Genomic DNA, 18,163 nt, shown 5'->3' on the forward strand with positions numbered 1-18,163 from the left:
CACTATATATCGCGGTATGGAATTGATTTGCTCCGCTCTCTGAAAGCTCATGACTGACTCTAGTCATTTCTGAACATTGATAGCGGAGTGCCCACGCACGAAATAGGAATGCTCTATATGTCTGATACTACCGCAAGCTTTAAAGCCAATCCGTCCAATAGCGTAAACGGTGTGCGGTCTCAGTTTTTAGAGTATTTTAATTCCAATGGGCATGAAGTCGTTCAGTCTGCGCCTTTGGTGCCTCAAGGTGGTGATTCAACTCTCTTGTTCGTCAATGCCGGCATGGTTCCGTTTAAAAACTTGTTTACGGGTGCTGAAACACCGGCATTCTTGAAGGCGACGTCATCGCAAAAATGTGTGCGTGCAGGTGGTAAGCATAATGATCTAGATAATGTGGGATATACAGCGCGCCACCATACTTTCTTTGAGATGCTTGGAAATTTCTCTTTTGGAGATTATTTTAAAGAGCAAGCGATTGTTCATGCTTGGAATGTTGTTACGAAAGTATTCGGCCTTCCCGTCGACAAGCTCGTGGTCACAGTTTTCTCTGAAGACGATGAAGCGGCAATGCTTTGGAAAAAAATTGCTGGCCTTTCTGATGATAAGATAATTCGGATCTCTACCTCAGATAACTTCTGGTCCATGGGTGATACTGGCCCTTGCGGACCTTGTTCTGAGATTTTTTACGATCATGGTCCAGATGTTTGGGGTGGCCCTCCTGGATCGCCCGAAGAAGATGGTGACCGTTTCATTGAAATTTGGAATCTCGTGTTTATGCAATTTGATCAATCTAAAGATGGATCACGCGTAAGTTTGCCAAAGCCATCTATTGATACTGGGATGGGGTTAGAGCGGATAGCTGCCGTTTTGCAAGGTGTGCACAATAATTATGAAATTGATTTATTTCAAAATTTGATTGCAGCTGAAGAAGATGTTTACGGTCTCAAGCAGTCTGAAAAAACTTTGGGTTCGCTACGTGTTATTTCCGATCATTTGCGTTCTTCAGCATTTTTGATTGCAGACGGTGTGACGCCTTCAAATGAAGGGCGTGGGTATGTATTGCGCCGTATTATGCGCCGTGCCATGCGTCATGGTCATTTGCTTGGATCTAAAGAACCACAAATGCACAAACTTGTGCCGGCGCTTGTTGCAGAAATGGGAGTGGCCTTTCCTGAACTTGGTCGTGCGCAAGCCTCTATCGTGAGTACGCTTGAACAAGAAGAGGGACGCTTCCAACGCACTTTAGGGCGTGGACTTGCTCTCCTTGAAGATGCAACCTCTTCTATGGGGAAGGGAGATGTACTTCCCGGAGAAACGGCCTTCAAACTTTATGATACTTTTGGTTTTCCAGTTGATCTGACGCAAGATGTTTTGCGGGCTAAAGGCATCGAAGTTGATGAAGTTGGCTTTGAAAAAGCAATGAAAGTTCAACGAGAAAGTTCACAAGCCAGCTGGCAGGGCGCTGCTGAAGGTGATGCTGTTAAAGTCTGGTTCCAGACGCGGGATGCACACGGAGCAACCGAATTTATAGGGTATAGTGAAGAAGCCTCTGAAGCTGAATTAAAATCAATCATCATTGATGGTGAATTGGCGACAACAGCGAATGAAGGCCAGAAAGCAGAGCTTGTTTTTGATAAAACACCATTTTATGGCGAATCTGGTGGTCAGGCTGGCGACCGTGGTGAAGTGCGTTTTGCTGGTGGGGCTGTTTTCCGTGTGCTTGATACACAAAAGCGCGCAGGCGATGTATTTTCTCACATTGGTGAGATGGTAACGGGCGATATCAAAGCAGGTGTGAAAGCCTTGTTAGAGGTTGATAGCGTGCGGCGTTCAAATATACGTTCGAATCACTCAGCTACGCACATTTTACATGCGGCATTGCGTAATAATCTTGGTGATCATGTAACCCAAAAAGGGTCGCTTGTTGAAGAAGATAAATTGCGTTTTGACTTTGCGCATTCAGGGACGCTCTCCCAAGTTGAGCTAGATAAAATTGAAGCAGAAGTGAACGCTGTTATTCGTCAAAATAGCGAAGTGTCCACAAAAGAAATGGCTCCAGATGCGGCGATTGAAGCGGGTGCAATGGCGCTTTTTGGTGAAAAATATGGGGACAGTGTCCGTGTGTTGGCTATGGGTGAGGCGCTTGAAGGTGGCGATAAAGCCTATTCTGTCGAGCTTTGCGGCGGAATTCACGTAAGACGTACGGGTGACATTGCTGTGTTTGCAATTACGAGTGAGTCAGGTGTTTCTGCGGGTGTGCGCCGTATTGAAGCGGTGACTGGTGCTGCTGCGCTTGAGTATCTAAAAAGTAAGGTTGCAATTGCGCGGTCGATTGCGGATCAATTGAAGTCAACAATTGAAAAAGCGCCTGAGCGGGTCGCGGCTTTGCAAGATCAAAAGCGAGCCCTAGAAAATGAGCTTTCTGACGCGAAAAAGAAGCTTGCCATGGGAGCGAGTGCTGGCGGAGCGGCTGCTGGTCCAGAAGAGATCAATGGTATCAAACTTTTGGCGCGTGTGGCTGATGGTGTGCCGGCCAAAGATTTGCGTGGTTTGATTGATGATGCCAAGAAACAGCTTGGATCAGGTGTAACTGTCTTTGTGGCAGTTAATGACGGCAAAGCTGCTGTTGCAACAGGTGTAACAGATGATTTGAAAGACAAGATCAGTGCTGTTGATCTTGTGAAAGTCGCTGCGGCAGCTGTTGGCGGTAAAGGCGGTGGTGGTCGCCCTGACATGGCGCAAGCAGGTGGTCCTGATGGTTCAAAAGCAAATGATGCTGTTGAGGCAGTCCGCGCGTTTCTTAAAAGTTAGTCGGTATTGAAAATGGCGCTAATGTCTGTTTCAGACATGATGCGCCATTGGCCCGGTTGTAAATCTTCTGGAAGTGTTAGTGCGCCAATGCTCTCGCGGTGGAGGGCATTTACGTGGTTTCCAACCGCAGCAAACATGCGGCGTACTTGGTGATATCTGCCCTCATGTAGCGTCAATATGGCTTCGCGTTTACCAAGCGCATTTAGTTCTGCAGGCAAAAGCGGCTTGGTTTCACTTTCCAACATTAATTCGCCGGCAGCAAAAATAGAATCTTCATCGCCATTTAAATCTCGATCAAGAATGACGTGATAGCGTTTTGGGGTTTGAGTTTTGGGGGATGAGACGCGGTGATTGAGTTGTCCGTCATCTGTTAGCAATAAAAGACCGGACGTTTCCTTATCTAATCTGCCAATTGGTGAAAGTAGCGGGTCGCGTTTATCCCATCTTGATGGAAAAAGTTCAGTTATCAATGTGCCACTATCTTTGCGACTGCATGTGACACCAGCAGGTTTGTTGAGCATCACGGCAAATCCGGGAAGCGGGTCAACAGGTTTGTCGTCAATCGTTAGTCTGTTTTGCAGATCTTCGTTTGGTGTGACTTTATCACTACCGCTTTTAAAACCTTTATCGCCCAATAAAATGCGTTGATATCGCGCTAAAGCATCTATTTCTTTGCGCGTGCCATAGCCCATATTTGAGAGAAGCTTGTCGAGCCTTACCGGCTTGGCATTTCCGCTCATTTAATGGCCTCGATTACCTTAAAGCCATGTGAGTCTGCTTTGGGAGTGAAGGATTTGAAGTGTTCATTGATGGCGCGTTCATAGGGCAAATGGCGGTTCGCCACGAGCCAGCAAATGCCGCCCTTGCGAAGCATTGAGCTGGCGCGTGCCATAAAAGCTTTTCCCAAGCCATGATCTTCCTCACCAGCATCGTGGAATGGTGGGTTCATAACAATGAAATCGAGGTCGGTAATGTCTTTGGGGCCTTTGCGCGCATCTTGCCATAGGAATGAGATACGTTCATCAGACACATTACGGTGTGCCATTTCAATGGCGCGGCGATCAATGTCAATCAGGAGAAGTGATTTAACTGCCTCGGATAGCAGGACATGGTGAGAAAGCAGGCCAAGACCGCACCCAAGGTCAGCACCGCGACCGGATAATTCAGGCAAATGTTCCATCAATAACAGCGAGCCGGGGTCAGGGCGATTCCATGAAAAAATGCCTGGTTGGCTCCATAGGCCGAGTTCTTCATCAAGTTGGGGGCCATTTTCTTCAATTGCTTTGTGAACCTGAGAGAGATCAGCAGGCGGCGCGCATGAAGCGATTTTCTGGTGTTTTTTAGAATCTAAACGAATATTTGTGCACCCAAGCAATTCCAGATCGGCTTTGAGACGCTGCCCGCCTTTTTTCTTGCCCGCAATGACGGAAATTTCACCGCTTGGTTTTAGAGCACGTAGGGCGTGAGCAAGTACGAAGCGTCTTTCCTGTGTGCCTGCTGGCGCAGCTATGGCGAAATAATCAAGAGCAGCATCAGGACTTTCGGCTATATCAGCGCTTTCTGGAATAAGCGGTGAGCATTGTTTTGCGCCGTCAGGAATTAAAACAAGTTCTTTGTCCGGTGTTCCGTAAACGCCGGATAGTTTGGAAGTGCTGTTTGTCATATACTGTATAAATTCAGTTATTTAAGAGTAGTCGCAAATACGTGCGATAAGATTGTTTTCGATTTCAAAAATAGTTGCGCCACGAATAGCAACTTGATCGCCGGGTTTGACGCCGTCGCCAAGTTCAGCAAGTGCGGTGCCGGTAAAGACTGTTTCGGCCGCAACGCGGTCACCTTGCACAATTATAGAAGCTAAACGATGGGAACGATCTTTAAAGGCTGCCATTGTGCCAGAGAGCACTTCGCGTAGTTGAGTTTTTCCTTGTAATCTCATAGAGCCACGAGGGTTCATAACCGTTTCAAACAAAACATTGTCTGAGCAGCAGGCTAGTACGCCGTCAATGTCGTCTTGGTTGCTTAATGTGACGTAACGTTCAACTAGGTCTGCTATGTTAGTCATCTTAACTCCTGAAAAAACTGTGTTCATTTTATATCACAGCGTATATCTTCTTCATATATAATACATCAACCTTTGCATATATGCTAAAAGTGCGCTAGATCGCCTCCTCTGTTACAATTATAGTAGTCTATTGGAGACCCCCATGGCTCTTCGTGTCGCCGTTTTAGGCGCAACCGGCAATGTCGGTCGCGAAATGATGAATATCCTTGATGAACGCAAATTTCCTGCGGACAGCGTTACTGCTGTTGCATCGCGTCGTTCTAAAGGTTCTGAAGTAAGCTATGGCGATAAGATTCTCAAATGTGTGGATATTGAACAAGTTGACTGGTCTCAGTTTGATTTGTGTCTGATGTCCGCTGGTGGATCTGTCGCCAAAGAGTGGGCACCTAAGATTGCTAAGGCTGGCTGTATTGTGGTGGATAATTCATCACATTTCCGCATGGACCCAGATGTGCCTTTGATCGTTCCTGAAGTGAATGCTGATGCAATTGAGGGTTATACAAAAAGAAATATTATCGCGAACCCGAACTGTTCAACAGCGCAACTGGTTGTGGCTTTAAAGCCATTGCACGATGCTGCTGGTATTGAGCGTGTTGTGGTATCAACTTACCAATCAGTTTCTGGTTCTGGTAAAGCTGGTATGGATGAACTTTGGAACCAAACCAAAGGGATTTATGTCAATGATGCGCCGACACCTGACCAATACACAAAGCAAATCGCGTTTAACGTGATTCCGCATATTGATGTGTTTATGGAAGATGGTTTCACGAAAGAAGAGTGGAAAATGTCTTCTGAAACTAAGAAAATTCTTGATTCAAAAATCAAACTCACAGCAACTTGTGTACGGGTGCCAACGTTTGTCGGTCACGCTGAAGCTGTGAACATTGAGACATCCAAGCCGTTATCTGCAAAAAAAGCACGTGCTATTTTGAAAGAAGCTGACGGTATCGTTGTTGTAGATAGCCCAGAAGATGATGGTTACATCACACCTGTGGAATGTGTGGGTGAATGGGCAACATTCATTTCTCGTATCCGTGAAGATGTGACCGTTGAAAATGGACTGGCTTTTTGGTGTGTTTCTGACAATTTACGCAAAGGTGCTGCACTGAATGCTGTTCAGATCGCGGAATTGCTGATTGAGCGCGGCGCATTGAAACCAGACAGCTTGAAGCCTGGCGCTCTCAATGACGAGATAACTGCTTAAACCGATTTAATCATTGCAGAATGGTTTGAAAGGCCGGGCAGAAATGTCCGGCCTTTTTGTATTTAATCACCCGGATGAATAATCAACATTACCAGTACGCAACTGGTCGAATTGCGGCTAGGGGCATATGTGCTCCTCTATGGATATGGGGAAAGAAGATGAACACGAAACCCGCACAATTATCTGACAATGGATTTTTATATGCCCTCGGCTGCTATTTTCTTTGGGGAGGGCTGCCGCTTTATTTTAAAATTCTGGAAAAAGTTCCTGCTCTGGAAATGTTGAGCCATCGGATTTTATGGTCAGTCCCTACTGGCATTTTGCTTGTGTTTTTTGCGGGTAAATTTGATGTCATTTATGCAGCTTTCAAGAATAAGAAAAATTTGTTCTGGCTCACGCTTTCTGGGATTCTTATGGGAGCAAATTGGCTGATCTATATCTGGGCTGTTCAAAACGGACGTGTACTTGAGGGAAGTTTGGGATATTTTATCAACCCGCTTTTCAGCTTTGGTTTGGCCGCCATCTTTTTTGGAGAACGCTTCACTAAATTTCAGATCATCGCAATCTTGTTGGCAGCGGCGGGTGTATTGAACCAAGCACTTGTCGTGGGGCAATTTCCATGGGTTGCGATTTCTCTGTGTGTGACTTTTGGGGTGTATGGTGCCATCCGAAAAAAAGTTCAAGTTGATAGTCGGGCTGGTTTTTTGTTCGAAGTCATTATCTTACTTCCGATAGCTTTAGCTTTTTTAACTTACGGGTGGTTAAACGGTCGGCCTTTTCTTGCGACTGATCCCACCGACAGCATATTGATAACGCTTGCTGGTGTGGTCACTGCAGCTCCTTTAATAATGTTTGGTTTAGCGGCAAAACGGCTTCGTTTATCTTCACTGGCCATGATGCAATATATCGGTCCGACAATTCAGTTTTGTGTGGGTATCTATCTTGGTGAGGCCTTTACACCTGAACATGCAATTACTTTTGGTTTCATATGGTTAGGCGTGATTTTGTTTTCTTTTGGTGCCTTACAAAATGAACGTCGTGCTAAAAAATTATTGGCCACCAAACCGACATAGACTTAATATTTTTTCGAATAGAGGGTTTGATGCGAAAATTTCAAGATGGAAATACCCCTGTTCAGGCTGGTCTAATATGTGCGTTGGGCGCATTTTTATTATGGGGGTTTTTGCCTCTATATTTTAAAATCCTTGAAAACCTTCCTGCCTTGCACGTCTTGGCGGAGCGCATTGTCTGGTCTCTACCTGCGGGTATAGCACTCGTGTGGTTTGGACACAGGAGCTCAGAATTTCGCGCTGTGTTTCGTGCGCCCAAGCAGTTGGCATGGTTGTGTCTTTCTGCTGGGTTAATGGGATTAAACTGGTTGATTTTTATTTGGGCAGCGCAAAATGGCCATGTGCTAGAAGCTAGTCTTGGAGCTTTTATAACACCGCTTTTTAGCTTTTCCTTGGCGGCAGTGTTTTTTAAAGAACGCTTTTCGGTTTTGCAATTTATAGCTATCTTTTTCACAACACTTGGTGTGCTGAATCAGGCGATATTTGTCGGGAAACTTCCGTGGATCGCGCTTTCTCTTTGTTTGTTGTTTGGCTCCTATGGGGCCATTCGCAAGAAAATTGTTGTGGATGGCCGAGTCGGATTTTTGCTCGAGGTATTGGTGCTTTTTCCGTTTGCGATGGCATTTCTGATTTATTCTTGGATACACGGAGCGCCATTAATCGCAGATACGGTTCGTGATTCCGCTCTTATTTCGCTGTCAGGAGTAGTGACAGCAGGGCCATTAATACTCTTCACAATGGCAGCCACGCGGTTACGATTATCGAGTTTGGCAGTCATGCAATATATTGCACCTTCGATTCAATTTTTGGTCGGATTGTTATTGGGAGAGCATTTCTCAATATCCTATGCGGCCACTTTTATTTTTATTTGGATAGGTGTTGCATTGTATGCTGGCGCGGCATTGAGGCAAAATCGACAGGTGAAAAAAATCCGCATTAAAAGCAAAAAAAATCCCCCGTGCCTCGCTATGCAAGGAGGGACGGGGGACAAAGAGTTACCATGAAGTTCGCTGCGGAGCGAATTCCCTTTATAGGTTTCAAGTCCCGTGCCAGTTTTCGCGCTGTTGGGGAGTTGGAAATTGCGTGTTTTTGAGCGAAATAAACGTGTAAATCGAAATTTCCATACCAATTTGAAAAGAGGTGTCTCTAATCGGTACAGATTTAGCGTTTCCTCTAATTCACTTGCACTCCAATGGCAGACTTTAAGGTCTGGTCCTAATTGGGAAGTTCAACAAAAGTGTTTTACAAGCACCCATACAGTGCGCTGATCAAGCGTTGTGAACGTTCATCCGTTTGCAATTGGTTGGATTGTCGGTTCATCACATAAGCCGCTGACAAATTGCGGTCTGGATCACCAAAGCCCATAGATCCACCCCATCCAGCATGGCCGAGTGTATCAATGTTTGGTCCATAAATGCGATTATTATTGCGCATCACACCGGCCGCAAATTCCATAGTGTAGGGAAGAATGCGGTCTTGGCCGAATGAACGACGTTGTTTGAAAGCTTCAAACTGCCCCTCAGAACTAATGATATGATTATCGCCAATATTGCCTTCATTCGCGAATGCAGAATAAAGCCGTGCTACCGCTTTAGCAGTTCCGTGACCATTGGCTGATGGAATTTCCATTGTACGCCATTCAGATCCGCCGCGATTAGGCGAGGCCCATTTGGTCAAAAAGGCCGTTTTGCGAAATTCATTTAGCTCGCCCAATTCGGGTGCTTTGGTCGGGCGCACAATCTCAGAAACGCGTTCATGCTCGCTGACAGGTGTTCCGATCCAAAAATCAATGATTTCTTTATTTGGATCAGCACCATCAGCGTTTGTGATCTTGTTCTTTAATTGCGTGCCTAGCGTTTTACCTGATACGCGCCAGACGAGTTCTGCAATCAGGTATCCCCACGTCAACGGGTGATATCCAGACCCATCTCCGGGTGTCCACATCGGTGCTGTATTAGCAAGTTCATTTGCAAGTGCATGGCTATCAAACCATAGATCGGGATTTATCTCATTGACGAACCCGGGAAGGCCCGCTTGGTGAGACAGCATCTGGCCAATCGTGACGTCTTGTTTCCCTTGGGCAGCAAATTCTGGCCAGACTTGAGCAACTGGAGTTTCATAGGGGTTTTCCAGCTTGTCGAATAATTCCATACAAGCTGTCAGCGCGGAAATAGGTTTTGTTGTTGAATATACGGGAACAAGTGTGTCCTGTGTCCAAGCAATGCTCTTGCGACGATCTTTCCATCCGCCCGTTAAATTTACAACCAATTCATTTCCGATATAAGCGGCGAACCCAGCACCTAAATCTTGCAGATCTGATGGAGATCTTTCTCTCGCATCCGCAAAGTTCAGCTCAAACGCGTCCTGAACGGCTTCAAAGCCGGGCGCGACATATCCAGTGATGTTATCTGTCATATCTGCTTCGTTCAATGCATTGCAGGCTGCGTCAAGTATTTTTCATCAAGTATCAAACAACAAGCGTTGATGTGATGTTTGAGTAACTAGTGTAGGCGCTTGATTTGAACTTTGGGCGGCATTCGAACAACATCGCCAGATGCCGCGATTGGCAGGTCTTTTAGTTGTTGCGTGACAGCGGATTCAATTATTGCAGCCGTGCCGCCGATTGCGCGTGCGAGGGATTCTTTAGGTTCATGGTTTTCACATAGATAGGCAGATAAAAGCAAAGTTGCTAAATCACCCGTTCCGCTAGGAATATAGCCAGTTTGTCTGGGAGTTTCACAAAGCCAAGCTGAATTGTGCTTTCGCTCTATCAGTAGATTACCAAGACCGATTTCAGTTGGAATAGATGTTACCATGACATCACATGGCAGGCCTTGGCAGGCTTTCCAGACATCTTCAGGTGTACGTAAGACATTAATGTCGGTGCGCGTAAGATAAGCAAATTCCCATAGATTGGGTGTAATCAAATCCGCGCGCTGTATTAGCTCAGATTTAATCGCGTTGGCTGTGTCTTCGCGAATATACAGCCCTTTATGCGAATCTCCCATAATAGGGTCCACAACAATCCTCGCATCGGTAGGGGGAAGCCACGCTTTTGATTCGGGGCGAGTCGTCGCGCGTACTTTATCAATTGTTGCCGCAGCCACATGCACTTGATCTGGAGAAGCAAAATAGCCAGTGATGACGCCTCGGCAGCGTGCAAATTCGCCATGTGCCTCCACGCCTTCCAGCATAGAGGCGAGCCTATCGGCTGGAACTGCGCTACCGCCGGGCGAACCTAATCCAGGGTGACGACCAAGGAGTGTTGTTGGCGCAAGGGCGCAATCAATTCCCAAATGCGCCAAAGTTGCTGGTGCAATAGAGCCACCAACACTAGAAGCCGCAACAAATGACGAGATGACCAGAATTTGTGTCATGAAAATTCCTTGCGCATTTTGAAATTGATTAATGCTACACCATTTGCGATCGGGTGTTGCTTGGCAAGCGTCTTATAACCTCGCTTTTCAAAAAATGGACGAGCAACCAGACTCACATCAGATGTGATGGCATTGATATTCTGCCAGCGTGCATATGTTTCTAACGATGAATAGGCTTGTGCGGCAGCACCTTTTCCAGCGCTGCGCGGGTGTGCGTATGCAAAATCTAAATGGTGCTCGGGCGTGAGTGTCATTAAAGCAGCTATGCCGTCATCATCAGACGCAATAAAGAAAAGCTGATCACCAAATCGTTTGCGTGCACGCTCTCCTGCATATGGATTGGGTGCCCATGCGTTTAGCTGTTCTGGAGAATAATGGGTGCCGGCTAGTGCATGGATGCTGTCATAGATTAGTTGACCCACAGCATCGAGGTCTGCTTTTGGGGCTGGCAAAATTTCTATGGTGTATGCCATTTATTATCTCTTGGTTGAATTTTGATGGGTGATAATATTGAAAAAAATGGCATCTTGATAGGGTGAATATGATAAGCTGAAAATCACCTCTTGCTGCACCGCACAATTTTCTGCTAGTTTGTAGAAAAAAATATACGGGACCCTCTAAAGGGATAAAAACAATGTCAGCACCATTCACGACTTCACGACCGCGCCGGTCTTGCCTTTACATGCCGGGCGCGAATGAACGCGCTTTAGAAAAAGCTAAAACCATTGCAGCCGATACATTGCTGCTCGATCTTGAAGATGCCGTTGCGCCAGATGCTAAAGTTGAAGCACGCGATCGTGTATGCACAGCCGTGAAATCAGGTGGATATGGCAAGCGCGAAATTATCATCCGTATGAACGGCCTTGATACGATATGGGGCGGTGATGATTTGGTTGCGGGTGTGGCTGCTGGTCCCAATGGTATTTTAGCACCTAAAGTTTCATCTGCTGTCGAAGTCCATGCGTTGAATGATGCTTTGACGGAAGCTGGGGCAAGTGATGATTTCGCGCTTTGGATTATGATTGAGACGCCGTTATCTATTCTCAATCTAAAGGAAATCGCTGCTTGCGCTGAAACAACGCGTCTCAAAACATTTGTCATGGGAACGAATGATCTTGCCAAGGATATGCGGGCATTAATGACGCCTGACCGATTGGCTTTTCAAACACATCTGACTTTAGCTGTTACCGCTGCCAGAGCATATGGCGTCACTGCGATCGATGGTGTTTATAATGACATCAAAAATGCTGAGGGTTTTGAGGCTGAATGTCAGCAGGGGCGCGTTATGGGATTTGATGGAAAGACGTTGATCCATCCAGCTCAAGTTGAGGCATGTAATAGTGTGTTTTCGCCTTCCCAAGCAGATATAACTCAGGCCAAAGATGTTATCGCTGCTTTTGCTGATCCAGAAAATGCGGGCAAGGGTGTGCTTAAGGTAAATGGAAAAATGACAGAAATTCTTCATTTGGTTGAAGCTGAGCGCCTCATTGAAGTAGATAAAGCGATTCAATTGCTTGCACAGGACTAGCAAGTTGCGAAAGCGGCGTTAGTTTGCAGCCAAATCTTTGGTTGGCTTTACGCCGTGTATAAGAAAGACGAATGAAATGACCTATATTCTTCTGATCAATCCAGCTTGTTCAACTTGTCGCAACGGTCTCGCTCTTCTGCAGGAAAACGGAATCGAGCCAAAATTGCGGAAATATATGAATGTTTCCGAGCAATTATCAGTGGAAGAATTACGAGATATTGCCAAAAAGCTTGGCAATGTTTCCCCCAAGGCATTTGCGCGTCCCAAAAATATTCAGGCAGAGGGCCTCGATCCTGACATGGATGATGATGCTATGTTTGCGGCTATGGCTGAAAACCCAAAATTTATTCAGCGTCCAATTTTGATCAAAGGTGACGAAGCTCGCCTAGGGCGTCCGATCGAAAAAATGCTGGAATTGATCTAAAATATTAAAAAACGCTGTTCGCTATAAAGCGGGTAATGCGTCAGGAGAAGAGATATGAACCAATCACTCAAAGATGCCATGGCAGGTGCTTTTGGAAAAGAAGTCGCCGATAAGGTTGAAGCTAAATCCAAAGTGAAAGCGAATGCAGGTAATTTCTTTGAGGATTTTTTCGTTGGTATGCAGATCGTGCACGCCACACCAAAAACGGTCACGGAAGGCGATGTCGCACTCTACACAGGGCTAACAGGTAGTCGTTATGCGCTTTTTTCAGCCGATAGGTTTGCGCAGGATTGCGGGCTCGAGTCTGCACCGATAGATCCGCTCTTAGCCTTCCATGTCATCTTTGGGAAAACTGTCACTGATATTTCATTAAATGCAGTTGCAAATCTTGGATATGCGGACGGAATGTTTGTCGCGCCTGTTTATCCAGGTGATACACTACGTTCCGTATCGGAAGTCATCGGTATTAAAGGAAATTCCAATGGTAAAACCGGTGTTGTGTATGTGCGCACATCTGGCGTGAACCAGAATGATGAATTGGTGCTGACATATGTGCGCTGGGTGATGGTCAAGAAACGTGATCTTGATGCACCCGCTCCTGAAGCCGTTATTCCAGAGTTGCCAGCTAGTGTGGATGCGGAAAATCTTGTGGCTCCAATGATGGATGCAGAAGATTGGGACTATGAGCTAGCTGGCAGCCCGCATGCGTATGAAGAGTACACTATCGGCGAAAAAATTGACCACTATGACGCCTTTACCGTGGAAGAAGCTGAACACCAGATCGCGACTCGTTTGTATCAAAACACTGCCAAAGTGCACTTTAACCAGCATGAACAAGCACAGGGACGTTTTGGAAAGCGCCTTGTTTATGGGGGGGTGGCAATTTCTATGGCGCGGTCTATTGCGTTTAATGGATTGGCGAATGCAGCGCAGATATTAGCTATAAACGCGGGTGCGCATGCTAATCCGCTATTTGCCGGTGATACGGTTTATGCTTGGTCGGAAGTTATTGATAAAGCTGATATTTCTCAAGGTTTTGGTGCGTTGAGATTGCGTTTGGTGGCGACAAAAAATCAACCGTGTACTGACTTTCCGTATAAGGATGAAGACGGGAAATATCAGGAGAATGTTATTCTTGATTTTGATTATTGGGCTGCAATTCCCAAACGTGGCTAATCAATCTATAAATTAAACATCTTGATTGCAAAGCGATTAATCCCAAGGTTAGGCTGATCAATCGCTTTTTGCATTTTATCTACAAGGTTGTTTTATGGACTCTTTTTCCGTTGCCGCGATAGCGATTGCTATCTTCCTATCGGCCATTGTCCGTATCATACGAACCGATGCGGCGTGGAAAGCGGTCGATGAAAATTACGCAGGCGCAGATCATCTTCGAGATTTAACAGGTATTATCAAACGTGCTGGGCTTCAGGATATATTCGGACCACCAACTTTGGATGGGATCTTCCATGTAACACGTATGGAGGTGGTTCGGGCGCGTCGTTTCACGGGTCATTTGATGGGAAATGTGCGTCTGGATGCACTTTCCTTAGCAGTTTCTGTGGTATCTCTGTTGTGGCGGCCCTACGGTTCTGTGGGAGATGTGTTGAATATGTTCCTATTTTTTGCGCTTTTGTATCAGTTGGCGGGTTGGGGCGCGACGACAATGCTAATGAAAGACAAAAGCTAGTTTGTTTTTGCTATCCGTTCTTTTTGCCACCGATCAAAACGCGTCACGCCAAAAGCGGCTCCAAGCATTGTCAGTCCTGATGTAACTAACACGATCGGATTTGCGCCGAAGGTTTCAAAAAGCTGCGTGTAAAAATGTATCGCTAAAAAAGTGACGGCTGTGTTGGCGAGGAAGCGCCTATAATCTTTTGTGCCGAGCCAGATACAAACACCCAGAAAGATTGCCCAAGCAATAGAAAAGACAGATTCAGGGACATGTAACGCTTGTTCTCGCCAAGCTTGCGCGGCGCGCCATCCATCATCACTCGCCCATAGTTCGAAGACATAATCTCCCCAAAGCGAGCCGACCCAGAAAGCAAAATTGATCATGAAAAATGAAACTCGCGCAGCCATAGTTGTGACGCTGTGCCATTTTTTATGCAGTTTTTCCCGGCAGTAATATAATCCACCTGCAATCGCTGAAAACACGATGATTGTGACAAGGCATTCGCGGACAAAAATGGCGTAGCTCGCATGCCAATACATTGTACCTGAGCCTATAAGTGAACCAAAGGCGAGAGGGACAAGGGCTGCAAGAAATGGTTGTTTGAAGAAAGCGGCTCCACCAGTGAAAAGTAGAAGTGCTACAATTTGAGGGAGCCAGTTCATTTTGTCTGGCCAAACTTCTTGACTTTGCCAAGCCGTCCACCCCGCTAAACCTAGACAGCCAATGACGATCAGGCCGTGGGATAATATGCGCCATTCTTCAGATTTAATCTGGAATAGATGATAGCCCAGCCCTAATGAGGCTGTTGCGAGTATGAGTCCAACAATAGCGGAGGGTTGCAGGGCTAAAACGCCTGTTGAGACGGCAATCGCGCCTAAAATCATGAACAAATTGGCAAAAAGGCCAGCTCTTTTTTTGCCATCACTAAGAGACAAAAGATGGTCTGCCTCTTGTTGCGAGATTTTTTCTTCTTTTAGGAGGCGGTCTAGATCCAATGAGATTTTAGTCATGCTAATTCCCCTCACCATCATGCATTTAGGACTTTTTTGAGCCTTAGAGACAAGCTTACGTTGTGTTTGAGGGTTAGACAATAAAGATTGCAATAGCATCAAATCCATAAGGTGGTTAAGCTTGTTTGATTCTGAAATTACGCGAAAAAATAATGTCTAAACTCTATTTTCACTACGCCGCTATGAATGCGGGAAAATCCACCTTGCTTTTGCAAGCATCCCACAATTATGTCGAACGCGGAATGCGGACATTGCTTCTTACTTCTTCGCTTTATGCTGGCGATAGCGCTATTTCATCCCGACTTGGGCTAAGTGCTGATGCCACACTTATTGACGCGGACTCGGATGTTTTTGAGATAACGAAAATCGAGCATGCAAAAGGAAAACTCGATTGTGTGTTTGTCGATGAAGTGCAGTTTTTAACATCTAAGCAGGTTTGGCAATTGGCGCGAATTGCGGATCGATTGAATATTCCAGTGATGTGTTATGGGTTAAGGACAGATTTTAAGGGTGAGCTGTTTGAAGGTGCCGCACAGCTCCTCGCTATTGCAGATCACTTAAGAGAAATTAGAACGATTTGTTTTTGCGGTTCAAAGGCGACCATGGTTGTTCGCAAAAATGCAGAGGGCGGGGTGTTTCATAGCGGCGAGCAAGTTGATATTGAGAAATCTCATTATGTTTCACTATGCCGAAAGCATTGGGATGATGAAATGCAGCGGGCTGCTCAATAGTTTTATAGATATATGATGACCCACGTTAGCGTGAGTGAATAAACTGCAAGCATCGTTGCAGCTTTTCCCAATGCGAGGCCAGCATGGGTGCGTACAATTGGAACGCTGGCCGTTGCTGCTATTTGAGATATGGCATCGGCAATGTGTTGTGAAATGTCTTCTTGGGAATAGCGTGAAAGTGCAATCCAATATTTTACTTTTGCGTCTTTGGTTTGATCCATTACTTGTTCATAGGCTTGGTCGAATACATTCGCGGCGACCATTTCGCGTAAAGCTTGAAATAAATTCCATTTATGGCGGCGGCTTAAATTCCATAATTGTGCAGCAGTGGGATAAAGGGCCCAAATATCTCGGATTAGAAATAAACCAAGCGCGGCAGTGATGACATAGCCTAGTGCGGTACGGTCGAAAATTCCTAAAAAATACAGGGCGACAAGAATGGCAATAAAACAGGCTTTAAAAGCTAGGTTTTGAACAAAACCTAATAATTGCTCGCCGACAATTGTTTTGATCTGCGCTTCCAAATCCCCGAGGGCAATTTGTTGTGCTTCTTCAATCTTGGCATCGATTTTTTTCTCGATGGTCTTATCTAGCTGGTTGCGCGCTAGGGCTGCCCCACCCGACAGGGCGGCTGCGGCAATCCCTATGACTCTAAATACTGACATTGAATCCTAGATCATATTATTCGTTTGGCGCTGGGTCGCATTCCAAAATATTGTCGTATAATGGGTGGCGGGGTGCAAGGTTCTGCGCTTTGGTTTGTGCATCCCATGCTTCGTCACATTTTCCAAGTGTCGCAAACGCTATTGCTTTGTTGAAATGCGTGTTTGGATTTTTAGGTTCTATTTCCAAGGCGGCATCGCAAAATGGCAAACCTTTATCAGCAAGCCCCATGCGGGTCAGCAATAGGCAATGGCTGCTGAGAAATAGCGGGTTGTCTGGTTGTCCGGTCACGACTTTGGCAGAATATATCAAAGCAGCGTCAAATTCTTCGATATTAGATAAAACGCCTGCGCGACGCGCTGCATCCATCAGGGAACTAATGGGTAAGGACTGATATTTTTTTAGTATCTCATTGGCGTTTGGTGTGTTTAGGTGTGACGTGACGGGGACTAGAATTTCCAGCACAGGTTCAAGCAATTCGTCATCCAGTTTGATCTGGCTTGCGTTACCTAAAATTCCAGACTTTATCCAATAATAAGCAAATTCAGCATGATTGCGCGCTTTGGAATCTTGTCCCGTTCGCCAATAAGTGCTGGCTCGCAGGGCATGGGCATAAGCGTCAAGCTGTTCTTTGCCGCCATCGGCAGGCGTACTTAGATCAAAGAAACGTGCGGCGGACTGATAATCTTCGTTGAAATATGCTTGTCCACCTAGATTGGAATAGGCAAGCATTGAAGCTTCGCTGCCGGGATTTGCTTCGGAAGCACAATCTACCCATTTTAGCGGTTCATCAAATGCCAGAATGCAAGATTCAGGTATGTCGGAATCAGTTTCTGTTGGAACGGGCGTAACGTTTTGCGCTATTGTCGAGCCAGTCAACATCGCGGAGATGCTGAGGGCAATCATTGCTGTTCGTATTGTGTCAACCATTAGCGGCCTCCCGTTTTGACGGCGTTGAACCATCTTAATAGCACCTGATTTTGCTGATTCAGGTGAGATATATGCGTATGTCTGCTTATGCTGGCAAAAATGTGTTCTTAAAGCTTAATTGGTTTTATTTTTCACAGTGATCTTCACAAAATAATCAAATTTGGTGTGGCATAAGATGGCATGATTTCTTCACGCACACTTCCTCAGTTCATCTTATTTGCCGCCGGAACAGTTTTCGGTGGCCTTGTGGCATTTTTTACATGGGGGATGTTGTCCCCCGGTGATCCAAGCTCGGCATTCATGCCATTTGAAATACCATATCAAGATAAATTCCTTCATTTTGTTGCATTTGCGATAATGGCGCTGCCTGCAGGCATTGTTTTACCACGGCGGTATCTTGGCTTTATATGCATGAGTTTGATTGCATTGGCTGCCGGGATGGAATTTGCACAGCATGCCAGCGGAGTAGGGCGCCAAGCGTCGTTGTTTGATTTTATAGCGAGTTCGTTAGGGGCAGGTCTAGCAGGATTGCTAGTGCTTTATTCACGGCGTGCATATGGTCGCTATCGTCAAAAACAGTCCAAGAATGAGGCGTTTGCGGCAGAATAATTTGAGTGCGCCGGTGTTTCACCTGATTGCAAGCAATTTAAATTCTTGTGTGACACGCTTTGATGGTTA

At 45.9% G+C, this 18,163-nt stretch carries 19 protein-coding genes; 10 read left to right on the plus strand and 9 right to left on the minus strand.

The features are described 5' to 3' along the window. Positions 1–117: 117 nt before the first annotated feature. Positions 118–2,811, plus strand: coding sequence for an alanine--tRNA ligase (alaS, locus tag AC5EF3_RS02865; RefSeq protein ID WP_493546952.1), 2,694 nt, complete (start codon positions 118–120; stop codon positions 2,809–2,811). On the opposite strand, the gene AC5EF3_RS02870 is transcribed toward alaS, so the two are convergent. From AC5EF3_RS02870 to AC5EF3_RS02880, 3 genes are read right to left on the minus strand one after another with little or no spacing between them, the layout of a single operon-like run. Next, positions 2,808–3,551 carry a pseudouridine synthase gene (locus tag AC5EF3_RS02870; RefSeq protein WP_493546953.1) on the minus strand — a complete coding sequence of 248 codons (744 nt, stop codon included), beginning with the start codon at positions 3,549–3,551 and terminating at the stop codon, positions 2,808–2,810. The two genes, alaS and AC5EF3_RS02870, sit on opposite strands and share 4 nt — an antisense overlap. Next, positions 3,548–4,474, minus strand: a complete 927-nt coding sequence (locus tag AC5EF3_RS02875) for a class I SAM-dependent methyltransferase (RefSeq protein WP_493546954.1) — start codon at positions 4,472–4,474, stop codon at positions 3,548–3,550. Before AC5EF3_RS02875 ends, AC5EF3_RS02870 begins: the two co-directional genes overlap by 4 nt. A gap of 21 nt (positions 4,475–4,495) precedes the next feature. Then, positions 4,496–4,873: a nuclear transport factor 2 family protein gene (locus AC5EF3_RS02880; RefSeq protein WP_012778122.1), complete on the minus strand. Its 378-nt coding sequence runs from the start codon at positions 4,871–4,873 to the stop codon at positions 4,496–4,498. 142 nt (positions 4,874–5,015) lie between these two features. Here AC5EF3_RS02880 and AC5EF3_RS02885 point away from each other — a divergent pair, with 142 nt between their 5' ends. The 3 genes from AC5EF3_RS02885 (at position 5,016) to rarD (AC5EF3_RS02895) (ending at position 8,151) form a co-directional block, all read left to right on the plus strand. Next, positions 5,016–6,077 carry an aspartate-semialdehyde dehydrogenase gene (locus tag AC5EF3_RS02885; RefSeq protein ID WP_493546955.1) on the plus strand — a complete coding sequence of 354 codons (1,062 nt, stop codon included), beginning with the start codon at positions 5,016–5,018 and terminating at the stop codon, positions 6,075–6,077. A gap of 158 nt (positions 6,078–6,235) precedes the next feature. Next, a complete protein-coding gene (rarD, locus tag AC5EF3_RS02890; RefSeq protein ID WP_012778124.1) occupies positions 6,236–7,150 on the plus strand; it encodes an EamA family transporter RarD in 915 nt (304 codons plus the stop codon). A gap of 29 nt (positions 7,151–7,179) precedes the next feature. Continuing rightward, complete coding sequence (rarD, locus tag AC5EF3_RS02895) at positions 7,180–8,151, plus strand: EamA family transporter RarD (RefSeq protein ID WP_493546956.1); 972 nt, start codon at positions 7,180–7,182, stop codon at positions 8,149–8,151. Positions 8,152–8,389: 238 nt separating this feature from the next. On the opposite strand, the gene AC5EF3_RS02900 is transcribed toward rarD (AC5EF3_RS02895), so the two are convergent. The 3 genes from AC5EF3_RS02900 to AC5EF3_RS02910 all read right to left on the minus strand — a co-directional run bounded on the left by AC5EF3_RS02900 (position 8,390) and on the right by AC5EF3_RS02910 (position 10,997). Continuing rightward, positions 8,390–9,562, minus strand: a complete 1,173-nt coding sequence (locus AC5EF3_RS02900; RefSeq protein WP_493546957.1) for a serine hydrolase domain-containing protein — start codon at positions 9,560–9,562, stop codon at positions 8,390–8,392. 86 nt (positions 9,563–9,648) lie between these two features. Continuing rightward, the gene (locus AC5EF3_RS02905; protein ID WP_012778127.1) at positions 9,649–10,524 is read right to left on the minus strand and encodes a bifunctional hydroxymethylpyrimidine kinase/phosphomethylpyrimidine kinase; all 876 of its coding nucleotides are present in this window, start codon (positions 10,522–10,524) and stop codon (positions 9,649–9,651) included. Next, positions 10,521–10,997, minus strand: coding sequence for a GNAT family N-acetyltransferase (locus tag AC5EF3_RS02910; RefSeq protein WP_493546958.1), 477 nt, complete (start codon positions 10,995–10,997; stop codon positions 10,521–10,523). Before AC5EF3_RS02910 ends, AC5EF3_RS02905 begins: the two co-directional genes overlap by 4 nt. Positions 10,998–11,158: 161 nt before the next feature. Here AC5EF3_RS02910 and AC5EF3_RS02915 point away from each other — a divergent pair, with 161 nt between their 5' ends. The 4 genes from AC5EF3_RS02915 to AC5EF3_RS02930 all read left to right on the plus strand — a co-directional run bounded on the left by AC5EF3_RS02915 (position 11,159) and on the right by AC5EF3_RS02930 (position 14,166). Continuing rightward, the gene (locus AC5EF3_RS02915) at positions 11,159–12,052 is read left to right on the plus strand and encodes an HpcH/HpaI aldolase/citrate lyase family protein (RefSeq protein ID WP_493546959.1); all 894 of its coding nucleotides are present in this window, start codon (positions 11,159–11,161) and stop codon (positions 12,050–12,052) included. A gap of 76 nt (positions 12,053–12,128) precedes the next feature. Then, positions 12,129–12,476 carry an ArsC/Spx/MgsR family protein gene (locus AC5EF3_RS02920; RefSeq protein ID WP_493546960.1) on the plus strand — a complete coding sequence of 116 codons (348 nt, stop codon included), beginning with the start codon at positions 12,129–12,131 and terminating at the stop codon, positions 12,474–12,476. 78 nt (positions 12,477–12,554) lie between these two features. Then, positions 12,555–13,652, plus strand: a complete 1,098-nt coding sequence (locus AC5EF3_RS02925) for a MaoC family dehydratase (RefSeq protein WP_493547091.1) — start codon at positions 12,555–12,557, stop codon at positions 13,650–13,652. Positions 13,653–13,746: 94 nt separating this feature from the next. Continuing rightward, positions 13,747–14,166, plus strand: a complete 420-nt coding sequence (locus AC5EF3_RS02930) for a hypothetical protein (RefSeq protein ID WP_493546961.1) — start codon at positions 13,747–13,749, stop codon at positions 14,164–14,166. Here the strand turns inward: AC5EF3_RS02930 and AC5EF3_RS02935 are convergent. After that, positions 14,163–15,161 (minus strand): hypothetical protein, encoded by a 999-nt coding sequence (locus tag AC5EF3_RS02935; protein ID WP_493546962.1) that lies wholly within the window; start codon positions 15,159–15,161, stop codon positions 14,163–14,165. The two genes, AC5EF3_RS02930 and AC5EF3_RS02935, sit on opposite strands and share 4 nt — an antisense overlap. 152 nt (positions 15,162–15,313) lie before the next feature. Here AC5EF3_RS02935 and AC5EF3_RS02940 point away from each other — a divergent pair, with 152 nt between their 5' ends. After that, positions 15,314–15,892, plus strand: coding sequence for a thymidine kinase (locus tag AC5EF3_RS02940; protein WP_493546963.1), 579 nt, complete (start codon positions 15,314–15,316; stop codon positions 15,890–15,892). 2 nt (positions 15,893–15,894) lie between these two features. Here AC5EF3_RS02940 and AC5EF3_RS02945 read toward each other — a convergent pair whose 3' ends face one another. Beyond that, positions 15,895–16,557 (minus strand): hypothetical protein, encoded by a 663-nt coding sequence (locus tag AC5EF3_RS02945; protein ID WP_493546964.1) that lies wholly within the window; start codon positions 16,555–16,557, stop codon positions 15,895–15,897. Positions 16,558–16,573: 16 nt separating this feature from the next. Next, on the minus strand, positions 16,574–17,485 hold the full coding sequence (locus tag AC5EF3_RS02950; protein ID WP_493546965.1) for a tetratricopeptide repeat protein: 912 nt from the start codon (positions 17,483–17,485) through the stop codon (positions 16,574–16,576). A gap of 180 nt (positions 17,486–17,665) precedes the next feature. Here AC5EF3_RS02950 and AC5EF3_RS02955 point away from each other — a divergent pair, with 180 nt between their 5' ends. Beyond that, the gene (locus tag AC5EF3_RS02955; RefSeq protein WP_493546966.1) at positions 17,666–18,094 is read left to right on the plus strand and encodes a VanZ family protein; all 429 of its coding nucleotides are present in this window, start codon (positions 17,666–17,668) and stop codon (positions 18,092–18,094) included. Positions 18,095–18,163: the final 69 nt, after the last annotated feature.

It is taken from the genome of Hirschia sp., assembly GCF_058892565.1.